General features: G+C 44.7%; 22 protein-coding genes, 1 tRNA gene and 1 pseudogene. 15 read left to right on the forward strand and 9 right to left on the reverse strand.

The window, feature by feature from the left end:
• Positions 1 to 204 precede the first annotated feature (204 nt).
• From leuB to MHH89_RS28555, 5 genes are all read left to right on the forward strand, one after another.
• Entirely contained in the window at positions 205 to 1,287 is a 1,083-nt protein-coding gene (gene leuB / locus MHH89_RS28535) for a 3-isopropylmalate dehydrogenase (protein WP_036680106.1), read from the forward strand.
• 181 nt (positions 1,288 to 1,468) lie between these two features.
• Positions 1,469 to 2,008 carry a peroxiredoxin gene (locus MHH89_RS28540; protein WP_036680102.1) on the forward strand — a complete coding sequence of 180 codons (540 nt, stop codon included), beginning with the start codon at positions 1,469 to 1,471 and terminating at the stop codon, positions 2,006 to 2,008.
• A 225-nt stretch (positions 2,009 to 2,233) separates the two neighbouring features.
• Positions 2,234 to 2,641: a hypothetical protein gene (locus MHH89_RS28545; protein ID WP_036680100.1), complete on the forward strand. Its 408-nt coding sequence runs from the start codon at positions 2,234 to 2,236 to the stop codon at positions 2,639 to 2,641.
• Positions 2,642 to 3,032: 391 nt separating this feature from the next.
• A complete protein-coding gene (locus MHH89_RS28550) occupies positions 3,033 to 4,136 on the forward strand; it encodes an ATP-binding protein (protein WP_036680098.1) in 1,104 nt (367 codons plus the stop codon).
• A 107-nt stretch (positions 4,137 to 4,243) separates the two neighbouring features.
• Positions 4,244 to 5,749 carry a leucyl aminopeptidase gene (locus MHH89_RS28555; RefSeq protein WP_341088642.1) on the forward strand — a complete coding sequence of 502 codons (1,506 nt, stop codon included), beginning with the start codon at positions 4,244 to 4,246 and terminating at the stop codon, positions 5,747 to 5,749.
• 98 nt (positions 5,750 to 5,847) lie between these two features.
• Here MHH89_RS28555 and MHH89_RS28560 read toward each other — a convergent pair whose 3' ends face one another.
• The 4 genes from MHH89_RS28560 to MHH89_RS28575 form a co-directional block, all read right to left on the reverse strand.
• Positions 5,848 to 5,994, reverse strand: coding sequence for a hypothetical protein (locus tag MHH89_RS28560; protein WP_175618979.1), 147 nt, complete (start codon positions 5,992 to 5,994; stop codon positions 5,848 to 5,850).
• Positions 5,995 to 6,097: 103 nt separating this feature from the next.
• Positions 6,098 to 6,277 carry a FeoB-associated Cys-rich membrane protein gene (locus tag MHH89_RS28565; RefSeq protein WP_076125472.1) on the reverse strand — a complete coding sequence of 60 codons (180 nt, stop codon included), beginning with the start codon at positions 6,275 to 6,277 and terminating at the stop codon, positions 6,098 to 6,100.
• A 44-nt stretch (positions 6,278 to 6,321) separates the two neighbouring features.
• Positions 6,322 to 8,334, reverse strand: coding sequence for a ferrous iron transport protein B (gene feoB / locus MHH89_RS28570; protein WP_341088643.1), 2,013 nt, complete (start codon positions 8,332 to 8,334; stop codon positions 6,322 to 6,324).
• Positions 8,331 to 8,573 carry a FeoA family protein gene (locus MHH89_RS28575; RefSeq protein WP_076218517.1) on the reverse strand — a complete coding sequence of 81 codons (243 nt, stop codon included), beginning with the start codon at positions 8,571 to 8,573 and terminating at the stop codon, positions 8,331 to 8,333. Before MHH89_RS28575 ends, feoB begins: the two co-directional genes overlap by 4 nt.
• Positions 8,574 to 8,811: 238 nt before the next feature.
• Here MHH89_RS28575 and MHH89_RS28580 point away from each other — a divergent pair, with 238 nt between their 5' ends.
• The 4 genes and pseudogenes from MHH89_RS28580 to MHH89_RS28595 form a co-directional block, all read left to right on the forward strand.
• A complete protein-coding gene (locus tag MHH89_RS28580) occupies positions 8,812 to 9,771 on the forward strand; it encodes an aldolase catalytic domain-containing protein (RefSeq protein ID WP_170914180.1) in 960 nt (319 codons plus the stop codon).
• A 244-nt stretch (positions 9,772 to 10,015) separates the two neighbouring features.
• Entirely contained in the window at positions 10,016 to 12,142 is a 2,127-nt protein-coding gene (locus MHH89_RS28585) for a putative bifunctional diguanylate cyclase/phosphodiesterase (protein ID WP_076192986.1), read from the forward strand.
• 64 nt (positions 12,143 to 12,206) lie between these two features.
• Positions 12,207 to 12,280, forward strand: a tRNA-Gly gene (locus tag MHH89_RS28590).
• A gap of 138 nt (positions 12,281 to 12,418) precedes the next feature.
• Positions 12,419 to 12,682 (forward strand): annotated as a pseudogene (locus MHH89_RS28595) (cation diffusion facilitator family transporter); the annotation flags it as partial.
• Between the two features lie 316 nt (positions 12,683 to 12,998).
• On the opposite strand, the gene MHH89_RS28600 reads toward MHH89_RS28595, so the two are convergent.
• Both MHH89_RS28600 and MHH89_RS28605 read right to left on the reverse strand, forming a co-directional pair.
• A complete protein-coding gene (locus MHH89_RS28600) occupies positions 12,999 to 14,354 on the reverse strand; it encodes a dipeptidase (protein ID WP_036680069.1) in 1,356 nt (451 codons plus the stop codon).
• 158 nt (positions 14,355 to 14,512) lie between these two features.
• On the reverse strand, positions 14,513 to 15,196 hold the full coding sequence (locus MHH89_RS28605; RefSeq protein WP_341088645.1) for an SDR family NAD(P)-dependent oxidoreductase: 684 nt from the start codon (positions 15,194 to 15,196) through the stop codon (positions 14,513 to 14,515).
• 115 nt (positions 15,197 to 15,311) lie between these two features.
• Here MHH89_RS28605 and MHH89_RS28610 point away from each other — a divergent pair, with 115 nt between their 5' ends.
• From MHH89_RS28610 to MHH89_RS28625, 4 genes are all read left to right on the forward strand, one after another.
• Positions 15,312 to 15,707 carry a winged helix-turn-helix transcriptional regulator gene (locus tag MHH89_RS28610; RefSeq protein ID WP_244886429.1) on the forward strand — a complete coding sequence of 132 codons (396 nt, stop codon included), beginning with the start codon at positions 15,312 to 15,314 and terminating at the stop codon, positions 15,705 to 15,707.
• 42 nt (positions 15,708 to 15,749) lie between these two features.
• Positions 15,750 to 16,703 (forward strand): RNA methyltransferase, encoded by a 954-nt coding sequence (locus MHH89_RS28615; protein ID WP_076125464.1) that lies wholly within the window; start codon positions 15,750 to 15,752, stop codon positions 16,701 to 16,703.
• Between the two features lie 33 nt (positions 16,704 to 16,736).
• Entirely contained in the window at positions 16,737 to 17,354 is a 618-nt protein-coding gene (locus tag MHH89_RS28620; protein ID WP_341088646.1) for an NUDIX hydrolase, read from the forward strand.
• A 202-nt stretch (positions 17,355 to 17,556) separates the two neighbouring features.
• Positions 17,557 to 17,709: a hypothetical protein gene (locus MHH89_RS28625; RefSeq protein WP_155288093.1), complete on the forward strand. Its 153-nt coding sequence runs from the start codon at positions 17,557 to 17,559 to the stop codon at positions 17,707 to 17,709.
• Positions 17,710 to 17,810: 101 nt separating this feature from the next.
• Here the strand turns inward: MHH89_RS28625 and MHH89_RS28630 are convergent, their stop codons facing one another.
• The 3 genes from MHH89_RS28630 to MHH89_RS28640 form a co-directional block, all read right to left on the reverse strand.
• Positions 17,811 to 18,278, reverse strand: a complete 468-nt coding sequence (locus MHH89_RS28630; RefSeq protein WP_076185408.1) for an ASCH domain-containing protein — start codon at positions 18,276 to 18,278, stop codon at positions 17,811 to 17,813.
• A gap of 24 nt (positions 18,279 to 18,302) precedes the next feature.
• On the reverse strand, positions 18,303 to 20,264 hold the full coding sequence (locus MHH89_RS28635) for an ABC-F family ATP-binding cassette domain-containing protein (protein ID WP_341088647.1): 1,962 nt from the start codon (positions 20,262 to 20,264) through the stop codon (positions 18,303 to 18,305).
• Between the two features lie 120 nt (positions 20,265 to 20,384).
• Positions 20,385 to 20,552 carry a hypothetical protein gene (locus tag MHH89_RS28640; protein WP_162636617.1) on the reverse strand — a complete coding sequence of 56 codons (168 nt, stop codon included), beginning with the start codon at positions 20,550 to 20,552 and terminating at the stop codon, positions 20,385 to 20,387.
• Between the two features lie 178 nt (positions 20,553 to 20,730).
• On the opposite strand from MHH89_RS28640, the gene MHH89_RS28645 reads away from it, so the two are divergent.
• Together MHH89_RS28645 and ggt are read left to right on the forward strand one after the other, a co-directional pair.
• The gene (locus MHH89_RS28645) at positions 20,731 to 21,108 is read left to right on the forward strand and encodes a PH domain-containing protein (protein ID WP_036680049.1); all 378 of its coding nucleotides are present in this window, start codon (positions 20,731 to 20,733) and stop codon (positions 21,106 to 21,108) included.
• 562 nt (positions 21,109 to 21,670) lie between these two features.
• Positions 21,671 to 23,248, forward strand: a complete 1,578-nt coding sequence (ggt, locus tag MHH89_RS28650; RefSeq protein WP_341088648.1) for a gamma-glutamyltransferase — start codon at positions 21,671 to 21,673, stop codon at positions 23,246 to 23,248.
• Positions 23,249 to 23,313: the final 65 nt, after the last annotated feature.

Below are 23,313 nucleotides of genomic sequence, written 5' to 3' on the forward strand. Positions count from 1 at the left end.
ATGACTTCATAGTAATTGTAAACATCTTCAGAACTAAGAGCAAATATGCTCAGCATTTACGGTGGTGTTCTGATTCTCACTGTTTATAGGCTATACCTATCAGTTCAATAGAATCTATATCTTTGTCCTTTACGACTGGGTATGATACAACAATATAAAGAAGAACTATGTCTGTTAGAGCAGAAAACTTGAGGAGTGACTGAGATGAGTGAAGTTAAAAAAATCGCCGTTATCGCAGGGGACGGTATTGGACCAGAAGTTGTAGCAGAAGCGGAAAAAGTATTGAAAGTAACAGAAGAAGTATTCGGTTATGCCTTTGAAACAGAGCATGCATTATTTGGCGGTATCGCTATAGACGAGAAGGGCACTCCGCTGCCGGAAGATACACTTGAAATCTGTCGTAGCGCAGATGCTGTGTTATTGGGTGCTGTTGGTGGACCGAAATGGGATAATAATCCAAAGGAACTTCGTCCTGAAACCGGACTGCTCGGAATTCGCAAAGCACTGGGGTTGTTCTCCAACCTGCGTCCAGCTGTCGTATTTGACTGTCTTAAGGATGCTTCGACTTTGAAGCCTGAAGTCCTGGAAGGCACAGATCTTATGGTAGTTCGCGAACTGACTGGCGGGATTTATTTCGGAGATAAATTGCGCCGTCAAGGAGAACATGGTGAAGAAGCTGTGGATACCTGTGTATATAACGTAATGGAAGTAGAACGAATTGTCCGCCAAGCTTTTGAAATTGCCGGCAAGCGCCGCAATAAACTGGCGAGTGTTGATAAAGCGAATGTACTTGAAACTTCACGTTTGTGGCGTGAGGTTGTGAATAAGATCGCTCCAGAATATCCGGAGGTAGAGGTAGAGCATGTACTGGTTGATAACTGCGCAATGCAGCTGCTGCGCCGTCCATCTAGCTTTGACGTTATCGTTACTGAGAACATGTTTGGTGATATCCTGAGCGACGAGGCTGCTATGCTGACAGGTTCTATCGGTATGCTTGCTTCGGCTTCGATGGGTGACGGCAACTATGGTCTCTACGAGCCCGTTCACGGCTCTGCTCCTGATATTGCCGGACAAGGGCTTGCGAACCCGATCGCAACAATCTTGTCGCTGGCCCTTATGTTCCGCTTAACCTTTGGTTATGAGGATGCTGCTGCTGCAATCGAAGCTGCAGTTGCTGCAGTATTGGATGCAGGGCACCGTACAAGTGATATCGCCGTGGATAAGAGCAAAGCGATCAGTACAACTGAAATGGGCGACCTGATTGTTGCAGCAATCCGCAAAGCCTAATCTTCTATTTATAATAATTATAAATAAATAATTGATCTAATCTTGACTTTGATTTTGTGCGATGATACCATTTGTTTAGTAGACAAGATATTATCGATTTCTGCAAATTTCAATATATTTCAGTATATTGAGAGATACAAATGGTACTTTTTCTTACATAATCAGAGGGAGGATTCTAGCAATGGCGGAACGTTTAGTAGGTAGACCGGCTCCCGATTTTACTATGGAAACCGTATCAGGTGATGGTAAGGATTTTGGTAAAGTAAGCTTGTCTGATTATCGTGGCAAATGGCTTGTATTCTTCTTCTATCCGCTTGATTTCACATTTGTATGTCCAACTGAAATCACAGCGCTCAGTGACGCAGCAGCACAGTTTGAAGCACTTGATACAGCGATTCTCGGCGCAAGCATCGATTCGATCCACAGCCACAAAGCTTGGATCAATACCCCTAAGGATTCTAATGGCCTGGGTCGTTTGAATTTCCCGCTTGCAGCTGATATTACGAAACAAGTCTCTAAAGACTATGGCATTCTGATTGAAGAAGAAGGTATCGCATTGCGTGGTTTGTTCATAATCGATCCTGAAGGCGAATTGAAATATCAAGTCGTTAACCACAATGATGTAGGCCGCAGCGTGGAAGAAACACTTCGTGTTCTGCAAGCCTTGCAATCTGGTGGTTTATGCCCAATGAACTGGAAGCCGGGAGATAAGAATCTGTAAATTTTAGACCGTTATCATAGTGATCCTTGATATTCTGATTTCTACCTCCTTGCAGAAAATTTTCTGTAAGGGGGTTTTTTGCTCCAAAAGATCTTGTATATCTAAATAGATTTGAAAATAGGCGCGAAAAGTTATATTATGTCCTCGAGTGGAGGAATCTCCATTGGGGTAATGTAATACAATAATAAACAATCAAAGGGTTATTTCTAAGGAGGGCGAACAAATATGAGCTTTTGCTGTGGAGCGAGTATGGTAGGAACAAAGGGGACCCTAAAACATTATCGCACGCAAGTCCATAATGTTCCCCTGCTTTTTTGTCCGGTATGTCATCGTGTGGAGGTTCACTACAAGGTCGAGAATGAATATGAGATCTTAGCGGAATATGCACATGGAGATGGTGTTACCGACGTGGACTTTCAGGACTATGTCATGGAAGACGAAACTGCAATATTCGAGAACGTCATTAACGTCGAGAGTGAAGATCCTCTAGCCGTTGTACGCAATCAAATCGATATGGCGCTTGACCTGCTAGCTGTAGCCAAACAGATTGAGGATACCAAGTGGGAACGGGAATTGAAAAAAAGGTTAGCTGTGATGAGTCAGCGCCGTCTACGCCTGCAACAAAAGGCATAAGTTTATTACTAATTTTTTGGGCATGCCCCATTTTTCCATGTAAGCCTCCGCAATCGCGGGGGCTTTTTAGCTTTTTATAATCCTTTTTAGTTTTTCGTGATCCTTTTTAGATTTTTTTAAATCATTTAGGCGAATAAATAGCGATAAATATAATTTGATGTGATGTTTCATATGTCTTTGGAATCATTTTATGAATTTTTTTACCATTCGACAGTTTCTCCGATTGCGTTGTCTAGTTCTCTTGGATATGATTGGAATATAATTGAACCGGTTGGAAAAAGTGCAACGATTACCGAATGTTCTGGCGGCTTCGTCATACACTCAAATACATAGTAATTTGATGTCGCTTAAGCGTCTTCGTCAAATGCAGTAAAAGGGGGAACTTCGTATCGTGATTAGCCAATATCAAGAAAGTCTTCTATTACCGGGAAGAACCTATCAAACTGGACCTGTGGATACTACATACGAGGATGTTCTAGAGAATATTGACAGCGGAATCATGCTTTTTGATGAAGAGGGAGTTATAAGTTTTGTAAATAAGCAAATGTACGGGATGCTTGAGCTTACCCGTCACTCTCTTGTGGGCTGCACATTTTCCCATCTGCTGTCTAATGTTCGACTGAGCCGTTCCAAGAAAAAACAAGTACTGCAGAGCTACAGAGAGATGGTATACAAAGGAAAATCAAATTATGAGTTTCTAGACGAGTATGGCCGTTACTGGAAGGTTACTTTATGCTGCGGAGAGCAAATGAAAGGCTGTTATTTGTTCACTGTCAAGGAAATCTCGGATTATAAGTTAATCGAACAAACGGCTTACCAGAACGATAGCTTGGCTATGCTAGGCAAATTATCCGCATCTATTGCCCATGAAATCCGGAATCCGTTGACCGCGATCCGGGGATTTATTCAACTGCTTCATCCATACTTGCATCAACTGGGGAAAGAGGAATATGCCAAGATTATATTGGCCGAGATCGATCGTGCGAACGATATTATCCATGAATTTCTGTCCTCCTCTAAGCCGTCAGTTCCGCAGGTGGGGATGATACCCGTGTCCGCATTGCTCAAGGAGGTTGTTCTCCTTACAGAGAGCGAAGCTTTAATGAAGGGCTGCCAGATCAATCTTCATCCTCTTCAAGAGGACATGGTGATTTCTGGCGATGTCAAACAGATGAAGCAAGTTGTGCTTAATATGATTAGAAATGCAATGGAGGCTGTAGCGGATCGAGAAGATGATTCGATGGGGAAAATCGAGGTTGGTGCCCGCAGAGAAGGCTCTGAGGTCCGTATGTTCATATCTGACAACGGTAAAGGAATGGATATTCGTACACTGGACAGGTTATTTAATCCTTTCTTTACTACCAAAGAGAATGGTACAGGATTGGGTCTTTCCGTAAGTGACCGCATCATCAAAAATCATGGCGGATGCATTTCTGTTAGCAGCAGAGTCAACGAGGGTACTCATTTTGTGATCTCTTTGCCATTAATCCATTAGAATAAGTAATAAGAGGCTGATCCCTGCGGATAATACAGATGCGGAGATCAGCCTTTGCTTATGTTACAATGGGTGTTGGTTTGGGGAAACAAATGGAGGGAATCACAATGAATATAGAATACAACAGTGGTGTTGCCAACAATGTGCAGGGTGATGCCCTTATCCTTATTATTTCTGAGTCTGAGGTCGAAAATGGAGGCTTTTCCGAGGGCTGGGATGACAGAATTCGCCTATTGGGAAAGGCAGGTTTATTTAAAGGCAAGCTTAATCAGACTTATGTACTACCTGCTGAGAATTCATCTGGTTGTCCTGTTGTTATTTTGGTTGGCAGGGGGGACCAACTTCTCACGACTGAGGATCTAAGGCAAATGGGGGCTCAGACAGTTCGTGCAGCACTTCGTTTGAAGGCGCTCAAGCTGATATTTGAAGTGCCGGACAAATTACAGGAGCTTACCGTAGAGAAGGATGTGACTTCTATTGCTTATGCGCTGACGGAGGGGCTAATGCTTGGTTCCTATCGTCGGTCTACCTATAAGCAGGTGCAGTCTTTTTATACAGGCCCAACAGCAGTTGTTTTCACTATAAAAGAGAAATTAGAGGGTACTGCCGGGCGGGATTGGACTCAAGGCATTCAGAAGGGGCTAGCTTTCGGTGAGGCCACGAATTTGGCGCGGAGCTTGACCAACATGCCTGGTAATCTATTGACCCCCTCAGACCTTGCTGTGGCCGCTATAGAGATTGCTGAGCGATATGGCTTTCCTTCTGAGGTGCTGGACGAACGGGAAATTGAGCAAAAAGGAATGGGCGGATTACTCGCCGTCGGAAAAGGAAGTGTAAACCCTCCACGAATGATCGTCATCCGTTATCAGGGGACAGGGAATTGGGATAATGTAGTGGGGCTTGTAGGGAAGGGAGTTACCTTTGACACCGGCGGGATCTCCTTAAAAAGAGCACCAGGTATGGAAGAGCTGATTAGTGATATGGGAGGGGCAGCGGCTGTACTTGGAGTAATGGAGGCGCTTGGCCGCTTACGTCCACGAATTAATGTCGTTATGGTTATTCCTTCTGCGGAGAATATGCCATCGGCCAATGCTTTTAAGCCTGGAGATGTTATTACCTCCATGAGCGGACGAACGATAGAAGTGTTGAATACCGATGCTGAAGGCAGAATTGTCCTGGGAGATGCGCTGACTTATGCTCGGGAATGGGGAGCGAAACGTATTATCGATGTAGCTACGCTGACAGGCGCTGTGTTGTCCACTTTGGGAGATATAGCAACAGGTGCTGTGACTAATGATGAAGCGTTTCTGGAGCGATTTCTGGCCGCTTCAAGCTATTCAGGGGAAAAGGTCTGGCAGCTTCCGGCATACCCGGAATTTCGTGAAATGCTAAAGAGCGAGGTTGCCGATATCCGTAACACTGCTGGAAGATATGGTGGAGCTACTACAGGCGGATTATTTGTAGGTGAGTTTGCTGAGGGCTTGCCATGGATTCATCTAGATATTGCTGGCACTGCATATGTATCTAAAGAACGTGGAGTTAATCCTAAGGGAGCAACAGGTGTCATGGTTCGTTCTATCATTCAGTGGCTGCTGAGCGAAAGCGAGATCTAAACATCCGGGGAGCTGTCCGTTCTAAATAACAAGGGGTGTTCCCTAAACCAGAGTCTGGTTCAGGGAACACCCCTTTATTGAAATCCAAGAGCAGAAGCTTAAACAGTGCCATTGGATTTTTTGACCTTCGATTGGGAAGTGTAGGATTGAATGCCGTTCATAATTTTATCGCGAGTTCCCTTATTCTTCAGTAAATATACTGCTCCCAATGCGACCGTTGTAAATAATGTCTTTTTGGTATTCATAGGAATTACCTCCTTGGTATTGTCTGTAGTTGCTTATAACAAACATACCCGTTAGTTAAGGAGGCTAAACGATAAATCTCTATTTATTGCTCGTTTTACAAGCTTACTTCTTGTTGTTAACCGGTGTTGAACAACAAGAAAGAGGGGAATCCACCGATGCTGCCGAGCAGCTTTTTCCTTTATCACAGCCTGCACAAGCGCCCTGCTTCCCCTTTTGCACATGTCGATAGATGGTCCAGCCAGAATAACCGAAAATTAAGGCGACAATCACAACATTTATCATAATGGTACCCCACTTTCATCATGAGAATCTTATAATTTACAAGTCTACGACCATCCTAATAACCGTCCGCCTTGAAAAATAATTAAAGATACGATATACGCCAGAACGAGAGAATAGCCCATGGAGAAGAAGGTCCATTTCCAAGACGCTGTTTCTTTTTTGATTACCCCTACAGTAGCCAAACAAGGAATATATAGCAGGATAAAGGCCATAAAGCTGATCGAACTCAATGGTGTGAAGACTTGAGAAATTTGATTTTCTAAACCAGCAGCATCTGGTGCATGATAGATGATATTCATGGTAGAGACTACGACCTCTTTTGCCAAAAAACCCGGAACCAATGTAGAGCCAGCCTGCCATGTTCCGAAACCAAGCGGTGCCAGTAGCGGGGCGATCATACCTCCAAACTTAGCCAGGAAGCTGTGATCCATGTCCACATCAAACCCGCCAGGACCGGCATAAGACATAAACCAAATAATTGCTGAGCCTGCAAGAATAATAGTTCCAGCTTTTCGCAGGAAACCTTTGCCCTTTTCCCAAGTGCTGCGCGATAAGGTCTTGATCTGCGGCATGCGATAAGGTGGAAGCTCGATCATGAAAACTGAGGATTCATTTTTGAATAAATATTTAGAGAATACCTTACAAAGAATCAGCGCAAACACAATACCCATCACATACATGGACAGAACTGCTACGGCCTCTTGCGCCGGAAAAAACACAGCTGCGAATAAAGCGTAAACAGGCAGTCTCGCAGAACAGGACATCAGCGGCATTAGCAATGTGGTCAGCATTCGGTCTTTGGGCTGTTCGATGCTGCGCGCCGCCATTATGGCAGGTACATTGCAGCCAAAGCCAATGATGAATGGAATAAATGCTTTTCCGTTTAGTCCCATACGTTCCATCGTGCTGTCCATTAATAAGCAAACCCGAGCCATGTATCCTGAATCCTCCAAGAAGGAAATGATCAGGAAGAGAATGAAGATTTGCGGGACAAAGACGAGGACGCCCCCTACACCGCTAATTAATCCTTCGACGATCAGGGCATGGGTGAAGCTGGATGCTCCAAGCGTCTGTAGCAGGGAATTGGCTCCATCACTAATCGGTCCGGAGATCAGGCCATCGAGGAGATCTGATAGAGGTCCGCCGACCCAGTCAAATGTGGTCTTAAAGAGAGCATACATAAAGAAGATAAATAAGGGCAGTCCTAGAAAACGATGCGTCAATATGGAATCTAATTTTTCTGTTAAGTTATGAGGCTTCTGCGTTGTTGTATCAAGTACAACCTCACAAATGGAGTGGATATAATCCATCCGCTGTGAGCGAATCCATTGGGGGAGCGTCAGGGCCAGCTTTTTGATCTGTAGCTCACTCTGACAGGATTCACAGATATTTAGCAGGCGGGTGGTGTCCATACGTGTCTTTAGAAAATGAAGAATAACCGGATTCTGCTCCATAAGCTGTAGAGCAATCCAGCGGTGATTGGGTAAGTCCTTGATAGGAAGTAATTCCTTTTCTATAGAAGATATCGCATGCTCTACAATCTCACCGTAGTTTAACTTGAACTTTACAGCGGGAATCGCAGAGGATTTCTCTAAAATACTGAGGACTTGTGCGCAGCCTTTTCCCGTTCTTGCAACAAGCGGGAGGACAGTTATACCCAGTCGTGATTGTAAGACTTCATGATTGATGCGAATTCCACGTGCATTAGCGACGTCAATCATATTCAGTCCGAGTAAGGTAGGTTTGCCATACTCAAGTAATTGAAGCGTGAGCAGCAGATTTCGTTCCAGCTGTGAAGCATCCACGATATTAATTAAGGCTTCAGGAGATTCTTCTATTAAATACTGGGCAGCAACTCCCTCATCACGTGAGAGTGGGTGCAAGGAATAAATGCCCGGCAAATCAATGAGCTTGCCAGCGCCGTTCTTCAGGCTGCCGATCTTCTTTTCTACCGTTACCCCAGACCAGTTACCAACATATTCGTATGAGGAGGTCAATGTATTGAAGAGAGAGGTTTTACCTGTATTGGGGTTACCTACAAGTGCTATTGAACTCAAGACACGTTCACCTCAATCAATGAAGCTTCCTTCCGGCGGATGGCGAACAGTTGTCCATTGCATTCCAAGGTAATAGGTCCTAAAAAAGGTCCTTTTCCTTTCAGGCGAATGCTTACACCCTCGGACACTCCAAGATCAGCCAGACGACGACGCAGGATGGGGTTGATTCCTTCTATTTTATGAATACATCCAGTCGAACCCGGTTGTAGTCGCAGTAATGAGCAAGAGGTAGAAGCCATTTTTATCCCTCCAAAAGAGACTGATAATCAATCTCAATGATTTTCTTGTAATGTAGCATTTTTAGGGCTTATTTACTGTGATCATTGTCGCTGACACGATGTGGTAATAGCATTAAAGAGAAGAAGATGAAATTCCTTTACATTTTATTCTTCATTAAAGTATGATTATACGATATAAATTGCATAGTAAAGCTATATTCGCGGTTATAATGATTGCAATAGTTGAAGGGAGATAATTATGAAGACTAATCAATGTAAGATTGTTGACTGCACCATCCGAGATGGGGGCCTAGTGAACAACTGGGATTTTAGTGTGGAATTTGTACAAAACTTATATGCCGGCTTGAATGAAGCTGGTGTTGATTATATGGAAATCGGTTATAAAAATTCACCAAAATTGCTCAAAGGAGCAGAGGGTGCCGGACCATGGCGTTTTCTGGACGATGATTTCCTGCGTAAAGTGATTCCGCAAAAAGGTCACACCAAGCTATCTGCTTTGGTTGATATCGGCCGCGTGGATGAGAATGATATTTTGCCCCGCAGCGAAAGTATGCTGGATTTGATTCGTGTGGCATGCTACAGCAAAGATGTAGAGAAAGCCCTGCAATTGGTACAAACTTTCCATGATCTAGGCTATGAGACAACGATCAACATTATGGCTTTGTCTAATGTTATGGAGAATGAATTGTTGGAAGCTTTTGAAATGATCCGTGAGAGCGTTGTTGATGTGGTATATATTGTAGATTCATACGGCAGCTTGGATCACAATGACATGAATTATCTGGTTGAGAAGTTCAAGACACATCTGCCAAACAAACGTCTAGGCGTACATACTCACAATAATCTTCAGTTGGCGTTCTCCAACACGTTGATTGCTGCTGAGAATGGTGTAGAGTTACTGGATGCTTCTTGTTATGGAATGGGACGAGCTGCAGGAAATTGCCCTACAGAGCTGTTAGTAACTCATTTGAAGAATACACGTTACTCCTTGCGCCCTGTGCTTGATATTATTGAACGCCTGATGATTCCTTTGCGTGAGAAAGAGGAGTGGGGCTATATCATTCCTTATATGATCACAGGTACACTTGATGAGCATCCACGTTCAGCAATGGCACTTCGTGCATCTGCAGACAAGGATAAATCCGTTGATTTTTTTGATAAGCTTACAACACCAGAAGTAACCTTTGGTGACAAATAAACTTGAGTTTCTTAGAAGCACTGAACCCTTTCGTAGGGGGAAGTGCTTTTTTGGTTGCCTGCTAGCAGAAAATGGTTTATATTTATGCAAGATTTATGAATATATAACTTATAAACGCGCCTTCCATTTGAATGCCCATAAAAGAAATGTAACTTAAAAGTCCTATCCCGCCGATATTTATACATAGGACATAACTATACTTGAATGTTAATTAATAGATATTATTTTCAGACGCGAGGGACTTATGAGACAAGAAGAGAAAAAGACAATTCAAGCAGCTGCTGTAGGCGCCTTGCTGTTCCTTTTAATTCAAATTTTCCATACATCGCTTAACCGATTGGACGATTGGGATATTATTTCTTCTCTCTATCTCATTGTCGGCTGCTGTAATGTTGCTTTTGGATTTGCAATATTTGCACAGGGCTGGTTATTCTTCTCTAGCAGATTATCTAAAGGAAGATTATATGCCGCTGCTCTTTTTGGTGGAATATGTATTATTGATTTCTTGCATACACTGGGTTTTGTCGGCGTCCCGTTGATTTCATCATTCATAACTTTTGAAGAATCGTTGTGGCTGCGAACCCTCTCACGACTAATCAGCGGTTTAGGAATGTTGTTTATTTTTAGCAGGGAAGATAAGCCCGTGTCTGTCTCTGAAAAAAGAAAATTGTTTAGAATAGCCTTCATGTTGATTGTGCTTTCCATTGTTTTGTTTATTTTCAGCCACTCGGCGTTGCCTCAGTTATTAACTAAGCCTTGGATGAATCCATTGAAGCAGATTGCTGATTTAGCAGTTCTTTTTGTTTACTTGGCAGGTGTTGCAGTTATTGTATTTCCTGAAAAAAGTGAAAAGTCAGCCTCACTGCTTATTATTATTCGAGCACTTATCTTTTTCTCTTTGGGCCAAGCCTTTTTTATGAGTCCATTCAGTAGTGGCAATATAGATGATCTTTTTGGAATGGTGTGTAGCGGAGTTGCTTACTACTTGCTGCTTACCGGAGTATATCGTCTGACGATTGAAGAACCTTTTTACGAAAAGCAGTTGGCTGAGGAGCGGATCAATTATTTAGCCTATCATGATGATTTAACGGGACTTCCCAATAGACGTCGTCTGACGCAGCGTGTAGAAGAGATGATTATTGCTGGAGAGAAGAAAACGAGCGATAAATTCTCAGCGTTAGCTATTATGAATATTAATCATTTCAAGAATATAAATGACTCCCTGGGCCATTTTGCCGGAGACCATTTATTGAAGCTAGTTTCTGAGCGGCTTGTGAATGAGGCCAAATCTACTGAAGAGCTTTATAGTATGGGGGCGGATGAGTTCGCTTTTCTTATGATGGAGAGAGCAAGTCTTGGAGAATGTTTGGTACGAGCTACGGAGCTGCATCGATTGTTTGAGGTACCTATTGCCTTAGAGTCGGGGGAGTACCATATTTCGCTTAGTATGGGGTTAAGTATTTATCCCGGTGACGGTGAAACTGCGGAACATCTAATTCAGAATGCTGATACGGCTGTACATAATGCCAAGGAACAGGGAGTGGAGATTCGCCGGTATATCCCAGCTATGCAGATGAAAGCAAAGGAACGTCTAAAGCTGGAAAATGACCTCCGCAGAGCGCTTGAACGCAATGAATTCTTTCTGGTGTATCAGCCAAAGGTTTTGCTGGAGACGGAAGAGATCGTAGGAATGGAAGCTCTGCTCCGCTGGAATCATCCGAAACGTGGTCTGGTCTCTCCTGCGGAATTTATCCCGTTAGCTGAGGAGAGTGGACTCATTGTTCCGATTGGGGAATGGGTACTCAAAACAGCTTGTCTGCAGAATAAAAAATGGCAGCTGGCCGGCTATGTGCCGATTTGCGTCTCCATCAACCTATCTATGCGGCAATTCCTTCAGCCTAATCTAGCAGGGAGGATTCATACCATCTTAACCGACATTGGATTAGATCCGTGTTATGTCGACCTTGAGATTACTGAGAGTATGACCTTGGATAAAGAAACAGCCTTTGATCAGCTGAAACGTCTGAAAGAGCTTGGTGTCTTCATCAGTATTGATGATTTTGGTACAGGCTACAGCTCCCTGCATTATCTAAAGAACATGCCAATCGACAGATTGAAAATCGACAGGTCGTTCGTATCAGAGGTTATGGAGGACAGCAACAATGCTGCTATAGTCTCTACAATCACTTCTATGGCGCATCATTTGAAGCTGAAGGTTACGGCTGAGGGTGTTGAGAACAAGGAGCAGCTGCAGTTTTTGCGTGAGCAGCATTGTCATGAAGCTCAAGGATTTCTGTTCAGCAAACCTATTCAACCAGCAGAGTTTGAGGCGATATTTTTAAAAAAGGCACCCCTCGGCGCTTCCCTGTAAACTAAAAAAATGTTGATTTTTACTTGTAGGGATGATACAATATCTCTTGTATTCAATTTCTAGTGCGGGTGTAGTTCAATGGTAGAACTTCAGCCTTCCAAGCTGATAGCGTGGGTTCGATTCCCATCACCCGCTCCATAATTCAAACTTCCAAATCCTTGCGATGCAAGGGTTTTTTTATATCCCATCAGCCTATTAATGGTTGGTGGGATTTTTTTGTTTATGCTATTTGCCTAATGGAAAAACTTTAATATAGCGTACAAGGTTGTGAAACTTTTGAATGGTGCAAAGAATGCGTTCCTATCTGTACTTAGCTATACATTTATCGTTTCTTTAAAGCTTATGGTCGGAGTACTTACAGGTTCAGTAGCAATTATCTCGGAAGCGATCTACTCCTCCTTAGATTTAGTTGCTTCGTTGATTGCTTTTTTCTCGGTCCGATGGTCGAGTCGCTCTGCGGATAAAGCTCATCCTTATGGTCATGGCAAAGTGGAGAATATCTCAGGGACGATTGAAACGTTGCTTATTTTTGTTGCTGGAGATATTACATGAAGGCTAATAATGGTGATTAAGCACAGAGTTTCTCTGCTATTTCAATATTTTGTATTAAGTGATATGGTGATTATATCTCTTTTATATTCATTCTATATGGGGGACGGATAATGATCGCTTATTTAAGACCTTTAATAATAAGTAGCTCAGTTAAAAGTCTGATTTTTCTTTTAATAATAATGGTGATAGCAATGGTATGGTGGTTTTATAAATGGACTAAGCAATGATGCTCTTTTGTTTGGCCGCATACTAAAAAGCCAGGCTCCCAATTTAGGGAACCTGGCTTTAATTGTTTGTAGGGAGCTTATACAGTCTTTAGGAACTCAACAATGGTGAGTAATCCCTTGTCGAAGTTCTCCAGGTTGAAATGCTCATCCGGTGCATGCAGGTTCTCATCATCGAGACCAAAGCCCATCAGAACGACAGGTGCTTCCAGTACACGGGAGAAGCTCTCCATGATCGGAATGGAGCCGCCGTCTTTGGTGAAGAGGGCACGGGTTCCATATACTTTGCCATATGCGTCTGCTGCAGTTTGCAGAATAGGATTCGACGGATCGATGTTAAAGGCACGTGCCTTCTCCATTTGCTTAACATGCACTTTCGCTCCGGTCTGAATATTAGCCTTCAGATGTGCTTCAACGGCATCGAGGATATGCTGTGGATCCTGATCGCCTACTAGGCGGCAGGTAATCTTCGCATGGGCTTCTTTAGGGATAACCGTCTTACTGCCTTCCCCTTGGAAACCGCCGTATACGCCGTTAAGCTCAAGCGTAGGACGAGCGCCAATCCGTTCTACAAAGGAATAACCTTCTTCCCCGTATAACGATTCCAATCCAAGACCTTCGCGGATTTTATCTTCATTCACACCTTGCTTCACGAATTCTTCCCGCAGCATTGGGGAAAGTTCAGGAACACCATCATAGAATCCGTCTACAGATACACGTCCTTTGTCGTCATGAAGCGAGCTTAGTAAAGATACTAGGGCATGCAGTGCATTCGGAACACCGCCGCCGTAAGAACCGGAGTGCAGGTCTGTCAAAGCGGTAGTTACATCAACTTCAAGGGAAGCTAGTCCACGTAACCCAGTGCAGATGGCAGGACGACCGCGTTCCAATAGGGATGTATCGGAGACTAACACCGCATCCGCAGCGAGCTTTTCTTTATTGGCTTCAAGGAACGGAGGCAGATTCACACTGCCGATTTCTTCTTCCCCTTCGATGCAAAGCTTGAGATTCACAGGAAGAGTACCTTCTTGTTTCAGGATCGCCTCAATGGCTTTGAGGTGAACGAATACTTGTCCTTTGTCATCTGTTGCTCCGCGTGCATAAAGCTTGCCATCACGAATCTCTGGTTCAAATGGAGGTGTGGTCCATAGGTTTAATGGGTCTACTGGTTGTACATCGTAGTGACCATACACGAGAATGGTTGGTTTGCCTGGAGCATGAAGATAATCGGCATATATAACGGGATGTCCCGCTGTCGGATGCAACTCAATGTTCTCAAGTCCGGCTTTTTTCAGGGTGTCTGTCAGCCAATGGGCTGCCTTCAGTACATCGTCCTTATGTTCAGATAAGGCAGAAATACTTGGAATTCTGAGCCATTGTTTTAGTTCTTCGAGATGTTCATCCCGGTGGGTTGAAAAATAAGTTTCGTATGACATAGTGAGTATGTACCTCCTTAAGTTTTGCTGCGCAAAACCGGCTTTGTAAGCGCCTGGGCATAAGCTTATTGGCCATGCGTGACCGTCTTGTTTAGCATTCTATAGGAACCATTATACTGGAGAACTCACTATGGATCAAAAGCGATGGGGCAAACCTCTCACCAGATGATTGTAGCCGGTGTCACACCTTGGGGAAAAGTATCCTCAGTTTTGCTTTTGTCCATATACATCTCATACCAAACATCAGCGATGAGTCCTGGATCTGTAGCAGTGCCGGGTTTAATGAATACACCAAGTGCTAAATGACCTACATAGATTCCTTGTGGAGCCAAATCTGCATGCAGGTTAAGTGCGTAGTTTCTTAATCCGCTAAGCGCAATGCCAACATTACCCATCATCTGCATGGGATAGACGGAGGACAATCCGGTTGTGAACAGCAGTGCGCCGCTGCGTTTCTCCAGCATCTCAGGCAATACCTGTGCTACGCTGCGGATAGCGGCTACAACCAGTGCCTGAAAGGCATCCTGTGCATTTTCTTCGGTTACTTGTGAAGCAGGAGTAGGAAGGTAATTTCCACTTGTCGGGCTGAATTCGAGCACATCGATAAAGCCGTATTTTTTCTTGATATTATCGAAGGCTGTGGCTACTTGTTCTTTATTGTATACGTCGGCAGGAAAAGCAGCAGCCTCGATATTTAGTGCTTGCAGTTCCTGAACAAGGGTGTTCAGCTTCTCTTCATTTCGAGAGATTAATGCCACTTGAAATCCGTTGGCTCCGAATTTTTTGGCGATTGAGAGTCCTAGGCCGGGTCCAGCACCCATGATGGCAATGGTCTTTTTCATGATTTATTAGTTCCTTTCCGGTTGTTGATTACTAACAGTAACCATGATAAGCTGAATAGGCTTGAGGGACAAGAAGGCACTATTACATGCTTAAGTTACATGGAGGTAACCACAGTTGGAACATTCAAAGGAAGAACCCACCCGGTTCATGCCGATGCTGGAGGATTGCTCCATTACCCGCCAGATTCTGGACAGGGTCGGAGACAAATGGAGTGTACTGATCATAGTCAATTTAGGTGCTGAAGCTTTGCGGTTCAAAGAGTTGCAAAGGCGCTCTGGAGGGATATCACAACGGATGCTGACCCAGACCCTGCGCCATTTGGAACGGGATGGATTAGTTTGGCGTAAGGCGACGCCTACAGTCCCACTGACTGTGGAATACGGTCTGACGAGCATAGGAGAATCATTGTTGGGACCTTTAACCTCGCTTGTGGACTGGGTCAACAAAAACAATGGGAAGATCGCCAAAGCGCGTATAGATTATGACCACCAGCACGACACACAGGAGTAACAAGACAGCAGAACAATTCACTGGGATAGAGGATGGATTATATTGCATACGGAAAGTGGAACCAACACATTTATTTATACTTACACCTGTTCAGAGGACGAGTTATCGCTGTGTCAGATGGAGCTGCGATGTCTTTTTGGCGAGCAGGTGCCGACTGCTCTTTTTAAGAGTGAGGTTGAAGTGGATGTCAGCCGCAGTCCCTTCATTAAAGAGCGGATAGATGTAATGTATGAAGGGGATAGTCTGCCTGAGATTTATGATCAAACGGAGCAGGTGGAGCTTGGCGGCAAGACGTTTAAGGTTATTTTTGTGAAGACCAACGATCTGGGCCCTGCAGACAAAATAGAGTATGATGAGCGCAGAGTGATCGAGCGGGAAATTGGGTTGCGGATTGAAGGAGAAGCGGATGTTAACCATCCGGAGCTGGTATACGGCATTGTTACGCTGGGTGGACGCTGGTACTTCGGATCTTATCATAAAAACAAGGCAACTTGGTTCCGCCAAATGAAGAAGCCACGCAGCTATTCTATCGCGCTTAGTACACGTGTTGCCCGTGCCGCGGTTAATATGGCTATTCCGAATCCTGAAGGTATACGTGCTATAGATCCTTGCTGTGGTATTGGAACTGTAATGGTAGAAGCCTTGTCAATGGGAATCGATATGGTTGGACGTGATATTAACCCTATGATTGCTACCGGTGCGAGAACAAATATTGCCCATTTTGGATTCACCAGTGAGGTAACGCTTGGGGATATTGCGGATATCACTGATCATTACGATGTAGCCATTGTAGATATGCCATATAATCTATATTCTAGTATTACACCTGAGGAGCAGTTCGCGATTCTAGTGAATGCGCGCCGGATTGCAGATCGGGTGGTTATCGTTGCGATTGAACCGATGGACGAGATGATCACTGAAGCTGGATTTACAATCATAGACCGTTGTGAAGCTAAAAAAGGAGCCTTCTCGCGTCATTTAATGCTTTGCCAGTAATCCTAATCATGGTACCGAAAAAGGGGTGCAGCAATGGAGCAGAAATGGTTAACGTGGGCCAAAGAAATTCAGGCCATCGCACAGACTGGATTAACTTATGCTAAGGATGTTTATGATATAGAACGATATCAAGCTTTGCGGGAGCTCAGTGTAGATATCCTCGCTAATTATACCTTCGAAAGCAAGGAGAGAATTAGACTCTCCTTTGCGGGTGAAGGGGGTTATGCTACTCCAAAAGTTGATGTCCGTGGTGTTGTATTCCGGGAGGATGAAATTCTACTTGTTCGCGAGAAGTTGGACGGGAATTGGGCGCTTCCTGGTGGTTGGGGAGACATTGGACTGTCCCCGAGTGAGGTTGTTGTGAAAGAAATCAAAGAGGAATCGGGTTTTGAGGCAGAAGCAGTTCGCTTACTGGCTGTATTAGATAAGAAATTTCATAACCATCCACCGGAGCCTTATCACGTGTATAAGTTCTTTATTTTATGCCGCATTGTGGGCGGAGAGGCAATGGAAGGGGTAGAGACAAGCGAAGTTTCTTTTTTTGCAGAAGATAAGCTGCCTGGGCTCTCAGCAGAGCGGAATACAGAGGCACAGATTCGGACGATGTTTGAATATTTACGAAATCCGGAAAAAGTAGTAATATTGGACTAAGAATCTGCATATACTGTATGACTTCCGCAAATTTAAGTTTTTAATTATTCAAAATTTGGTTAATATCTAATATGTAAGCACTTACAACGGTTTGGCCGCTGAGCCTTTATATCTACCAAAATTCAAAATTTTAATTTTTTGGGTCGAGCGGTCTACATTTTTTCCTCTACTGTGACGATAAGATATTTTAGGAGGGGATCGCATGGAACAAGAAGAATTGAGCATTCCATTGAAACAGGAAAATGTGGTGCGTCCTGCAGAAGGCAATATTGCCACTGGGCTGGTTTGGGGTATCTTAATCAGCATTCCGTTATGGATCTCTGTTATTGGCTGGATTTTGGGATTTTGGCACTAAACCATAAATTAATGAGGATCTAATTCTGTTGAATTTATAGTATACACAAAAGGCTGTCCCTTCCTTGTGGAAGAGACAGCCTTTTGCGTTTTCTGAAGATCTTAGCCTTTTGTATATACCACTTTAAAATTCTCACAAACAACTTTCATCTTTGGATCAAAGGGTTTGTTTAAGAATTTTAAGGATTCTCGGGTGAAGAACTGCTCATGATCATGACGCCATGACTTAAGCGTCCGGTCACCCTCTCCTTCAGTATAGGCAAACTCAGCGCTAACCTCATCAAAAGGTATAATTTGTACCTCTGTAGTAATAATTATTGCCTGCGGATCACCAGAACCATCCAGCACGATACTGTGCCCGCCAACTTGCGGAAACGTCTCGTCACAAGTTTCAAATATATCATAATTTGAAGCAGTTCCTGTCTTGATCCCACGAATCACCAGATCGAGCAGTTTATCGGCCATCTGGGGACTGTCACCAAAGGCCCAGGCGTCATATTTATCCGCTGTTTGTGGATGAAGCTGGGTATATTCTTTCCATAACAACTTAATTTTCTCTTTGTTGCTCATATGCTCATCTCCTTATAGATCAATTTATAGATCAGTTGTCTCCATCCATCCTGTATAGAGCTCATCCAACTGTTCCTGTATCGCATCACGTTCTTGTTGCAGTTCAGCAAGTTCAACTGCATCGCTGCTGATCAGGGGCTCTAACATCTTGGCATCGATCACGCCAAGGCGTTTCTCTACCTCTGCAATGGCCGTTTCCCAGTCGAAGGTGGTGTTTTTCCTACGGGAACTGGAGGATTTAGCGTTGGTTTCTTTCCCTGAATTGTTAGATTGAGGCTTATCAGAGCCTGAACTTGTTCGTTCTGCAGAGAAAGGTTTAGCTTGATCCGCAAAAGAGGGAGCTAATAATGCTTTTTCAGCTTGTTTTTCCTTGTAATATTCATAGTTTCCGTTAAACACTCCAAACCGCCCGTCTTCAATGGACCATAGTTTGTGAAATAGACGATTGATGAAATAACGGTCATGAGATACCGCCAGAACTGTGCCTGGAAACTCCTCTAATGCTTCTTCGAGTGCTTCACGAGAATCTATGTCCAGATGATTGGTCGGCTCATCGAGAATCAGCAGGTTTGGCTTGCGATGCATTAGTACAGCGAAACGCAGGCGGGTCCATTCACCACCGGACAGATTCGTAATGTCTTTGAATACATCGGGACCATAGAATAGGAAACGTGCAAGCTGCCCGCGAGCTTCACCTTCTTCAAGTCCAGCTTCTTCGCGGAAGTAGCGGAGTACAGACTGTTTGTTATTTTCCGGAACAGCCTCTTGTGCGAGGTAGCCGACCACAGTTCTTGAACCGAGTGTACAGCTTCCGCTGTCCGGGGTTTCCTGCCCTAAAATAATTCTTAAAAGTGTACTTTTACCTGCCCCGTTACCGCCGATGAGTGCCGTAGTCTCTCCGTAGCGAAGCACTTCGTTTGCCTCTTTGAAAAGGCTTCGCTGACCATATGCTTTTCCGATATCCTCCAAAATGACAACCTGATTACCGGAACGGTCATTTTGCTGTAGCTGCAAATCCATTGATTTGCGCTCCAGAATGGGACGTTTAACCTTCACCATACGATCCAGTGCTTTTTGCATGGATGCTGCTCTCCGGTAAAAGGAAGGGTTAGGAGGAGTCCCGCGATTGCCAAATTCAATGAGACGTTTGATGCTTTCCTGCATTTGTTTTATTTTTTTCTGCTGCTCTTGATAATCAGCAAATTGTTGAAGAAGTCGTGTTTCCTTCTCCACTTGATAGCCGCTGTAGTTGGTGTGGAAGGTAAAAGCCTCGCCATCTTCAATCTCGATGACTTTCTTGACTACAGCGTCCAGAAAGTAGCGGTCATGGGAGATCGCCAGCACTGTTCCATCATAACTCTGTAAAAATTGCTCCAACCATTCGATGGCATTCATATCGAGATGATTGGTTGGTTCATCCAGTAGAAGGATGTCTGGACGGCGTAGCAGCAGCTCCGCAAGTCCGACTTTTGTTTTTTCTCCTCCTGAAAGAGAGGCGAACAGTCGGCTGTATTGTCCGGTTCCGATCCCGAGACCCGAGGCTACGCGCTGAATAGAGGATTCGATCTCGTAACCTCCGGCGGCCTCGAACTTATCCTGCAAGCTGCCATATTCTTTTAACAGCCGATTCCAGAGGGTTTCATCCGTTCCGCTGTTAAAGCTGGACATTTCCAGCTCAAGCTCCCGCAGGCGGTGCTGCCATTGCAAAGGTTCAGCAAAGCTGCGCTGTAGAACATCATATACGGTTTCTTTTTCGCTAACTTCTTGTATTTGAGCCAGCAGGCCTACTACGCTACCTTTGCGTATCGAGATTTGCCCTTCATCGGGACGTTCTTCCCCGTTCAGCAGGTGGAATAGTGTCGTTTTGCCACAACCGTTGCGGCCGATCAGGCCAATTTTTTCCCCTTGGCGGATATCGAAGGTAATGCTATTCAGCACGAGTTGTGCCCCGTGGTATTTTTGAACATTTTGGCATTGGATGATCATATATATTCTCCTTTAAGAATGCCCTTCGCACCGCCAGTACCCTAAATGGCTCCGAAATCCTGTGAAAAACCATAAAAAAAGACCGTAGGGAAATTTCCCCACGGCCTTATCATTCTCCGGTTAACTGATCCGTCCGGGTGATGGCAGGAAAGGCATTTCACAATTGTGTAGTGTTATTAAATTCATACAAATGGACAGACTTCTCCCGTTATCGCCATTTACATGAGCAATGCCAGCTATCGCTTTAGGTAGCCGACTCATAACACTGTTGGTCCAATTGTGATCCATTCCTTCCACACCCCTCTCTTAGTAAATTTAATGACAGTGTAATCAAAAATCAAAGAATAAGCAAGTAAAAAGATGTCAGAGAGTATTTTTACACAGCATAGAATATAAAAAATAGAATAATATGGTTCTGTAGTGGGGGGCAAGTGGCTAAATTTAACGGATGAAAAGAGGAAGAGATATGGCACTTTTTGACGGGTTAATGGGCAATGCATCGCAAGTGAATCTTACGGAGGTCCAGCGGGAATACGCACAAATTCTTGCCCCTCAGGAGAAAATTGAACGCGCCTATAAGCTGATTAGAGATATGTTCATTTTTACGGACAAGCGGCTTATTTTGGTGGATAAACAAGGTCTGACGGGCAAAAAAACAGAATATCATTCGATCCCTTACAAAAGCATCTCGCATTATTCCGTGGAGACGGCAGGGCATTTTGATCTGGATGCGGAGCTATGTATCTACATTTCCAGCAGCACGCTTCCGGTGAAGAAGACCTTCAATAAATCCGTAAATATTTACGAGGTGCAGGCCGTGTTATCGCAATATATTTTAAAATAAATTGTTTATTCGGTGTTCCAAAGCACAAGCCCCCCCTAAGTAAAAGTGGCTAAGATTACTAAGGTTAGATGCAGCTAGATATATCTGAGATAGGCAGCCACAAGACATAACCGAGATAGGTAGCTATATAGCGGCAAAAGGTGACTATATATATTCGAGATGGGTAGCGATTTGGCGGCAAAAGGTGACTATATATATTCGAGATAGGTAGCGATTTGGTGGCAAAAGGTCACGGTAGTACGCCATGGGTGTATGCAGCTCCCTGTAATTAAAATGATTTTATAATATTCGTAGGCGTGAATCTACAAGGTTAAACAAAGAGGACCTCTTATTTGTGCATAGCTCACAAAAAGAAGAGGTTTATTTTGCGTTTCAGCGTAACCGATTGACAAAGGATTTTCGTGTAATGTTAAATGACACTAATTAAACCAGAAGTTATAGGGGGCTCGCAGAGGAACCTGCCGCAGAATATAGGAGATTGAATATGATGGAGAAACCGGCCGCAAAAAAATAAGGAGTTGGGACATGGCGGAAAAAACCGTAAAACATAGGGGGATGGGACATGGCGGAGAAACCCGTAATAGGCACAAAAACTATGGTAGTTAGCCCCCATTATTTAGCCTCGGCTGCTGGTGCACGTATGCTGGAAAAAGGGGGGAATGCCTTTGATGCAGCGGTGGCGATCAGTGCGACATTAGCTGTAGTATATCCACATATGACGGGGCTAGGCGGAGATTCCTTTTGGTTGACCTATAACACGCAAGAGGCGCGTGTTCGGGCCTATAACGGAAGCGGGCGCTCCGGGTACGGAGTCCGCAGAAGCAGCTACGCCGGGGAAGCTTTCATCCCGCGGCGGGGGATTCGCAGCGCCATTACGGTGCCGGGGATGGCGGACAGTTGGGATGCCATACTGAGTAAGTATGGCCGCTTTACGCTGGCGGAAGTACTGGAGCCTGCCGTTGGTTACGCTTTGGAGGGGTTTCCGCTGTCGCCGGATCAGCGGAATAACACGGCTGTTGCGGGCTCTGCGCTGTCACCGGAGGCGGCAGCGATTTACACGCCAGGCGGCGTGATTCCTTGTGCTGGATCGCGATTCCAGCAAAAACAGCTGGCGGCCACCCTGCGGACATTGGCGGCGGGTGGGCGGGATGCTTTTTATAAGGGAAAGATTGCGGAGGACATCTGTGACTTTATGCTGGCATCTGGCGGGTATCTGACTCGGGATGACTTTGCGGATCATCAGGGCGAGTGGGGCGAGCCGCTTCATACGGATTATCACGGGCATACGGTGTACCAAGTGCCGCCTAACTCTCAAGGTTTCACAGGACTAATGAGTCTTAATATGTTGGAGTATTTCAATTTTGAAGCAATCGAGCATGGATCGTATGAATATTATCACCTGCTTGTTGAAGCGTTGAAGTTAAGTTTCCGCGATCGGGATAGGGTGCTTACGGATCCGGATTTTAGTGCTATACCTTTGGAGCAGCTGCTGGATAAACGTTATGCAGGACAATTAGCGTCTGCGATTTCGATGCAAAAAGCTACACAACTGACAAGTCAGCCTATCGGCAGTGATACAGCTTATGCTGCAGTTGTGGATGAAGACGGGAATGCGGTCTCTTTTATTCAGAGTCTGTATTTTGAATTTGGTTCGGGCGTGATCGCTGGGGATACGGGGATTTTGCTGCAGAATCGAGGTTCGTTTTTTTCGCTGGATCCCGGGCACATCAATACGCTTGAGCCGCATAAGCGCAGCTTCCACACACTGATGCCAGCGATGGCCTGCCGCCAGGAAAAACCTGCAATTCTGTATGGGACGCAAGGTGGCGAAGGTCAACCACAGACTCAAACTCTACTGCTTACACGGATGCTGCATTATGGCATGAATCCACAAACGGCTGTGAATGAGCCGCGTTTTGTGTGGGGGAGAACGTGGGGAGAGCCTACGCAAGAACTGAAGGTGGAGAGCAGGGTAGCTGATGAGGTGCTGGCAGATTTGGCCGCAGCCGGTCATATTGTCCGGAAAGTAGATGACTATGATGGGGTTATGGGTCACGCACACGTGATTTCGATAGATGACAATGGATACCGCAGTGGGGGAACGGACCCGCGCTGCGATGGTGCGGCGATTGGGTGGTAGGTATAGGAATGATGGAGCGGCCGGAAGGACTCTGAAGGAATCGTAGGAGAAAAGGTGACGGATAC

This window comes from Paenibacillus sp. FSL H7-0323, assembly GCF_038002725.1.
In the GTDB taxonomy this organism is placed as follows: domain Bacteria; phylum Bacillota; class Bacilli; order Paenibacillales; family Paenibacillaceae; genus Paenibacillus_AQ; species Paenibacillus_AQ odorifer.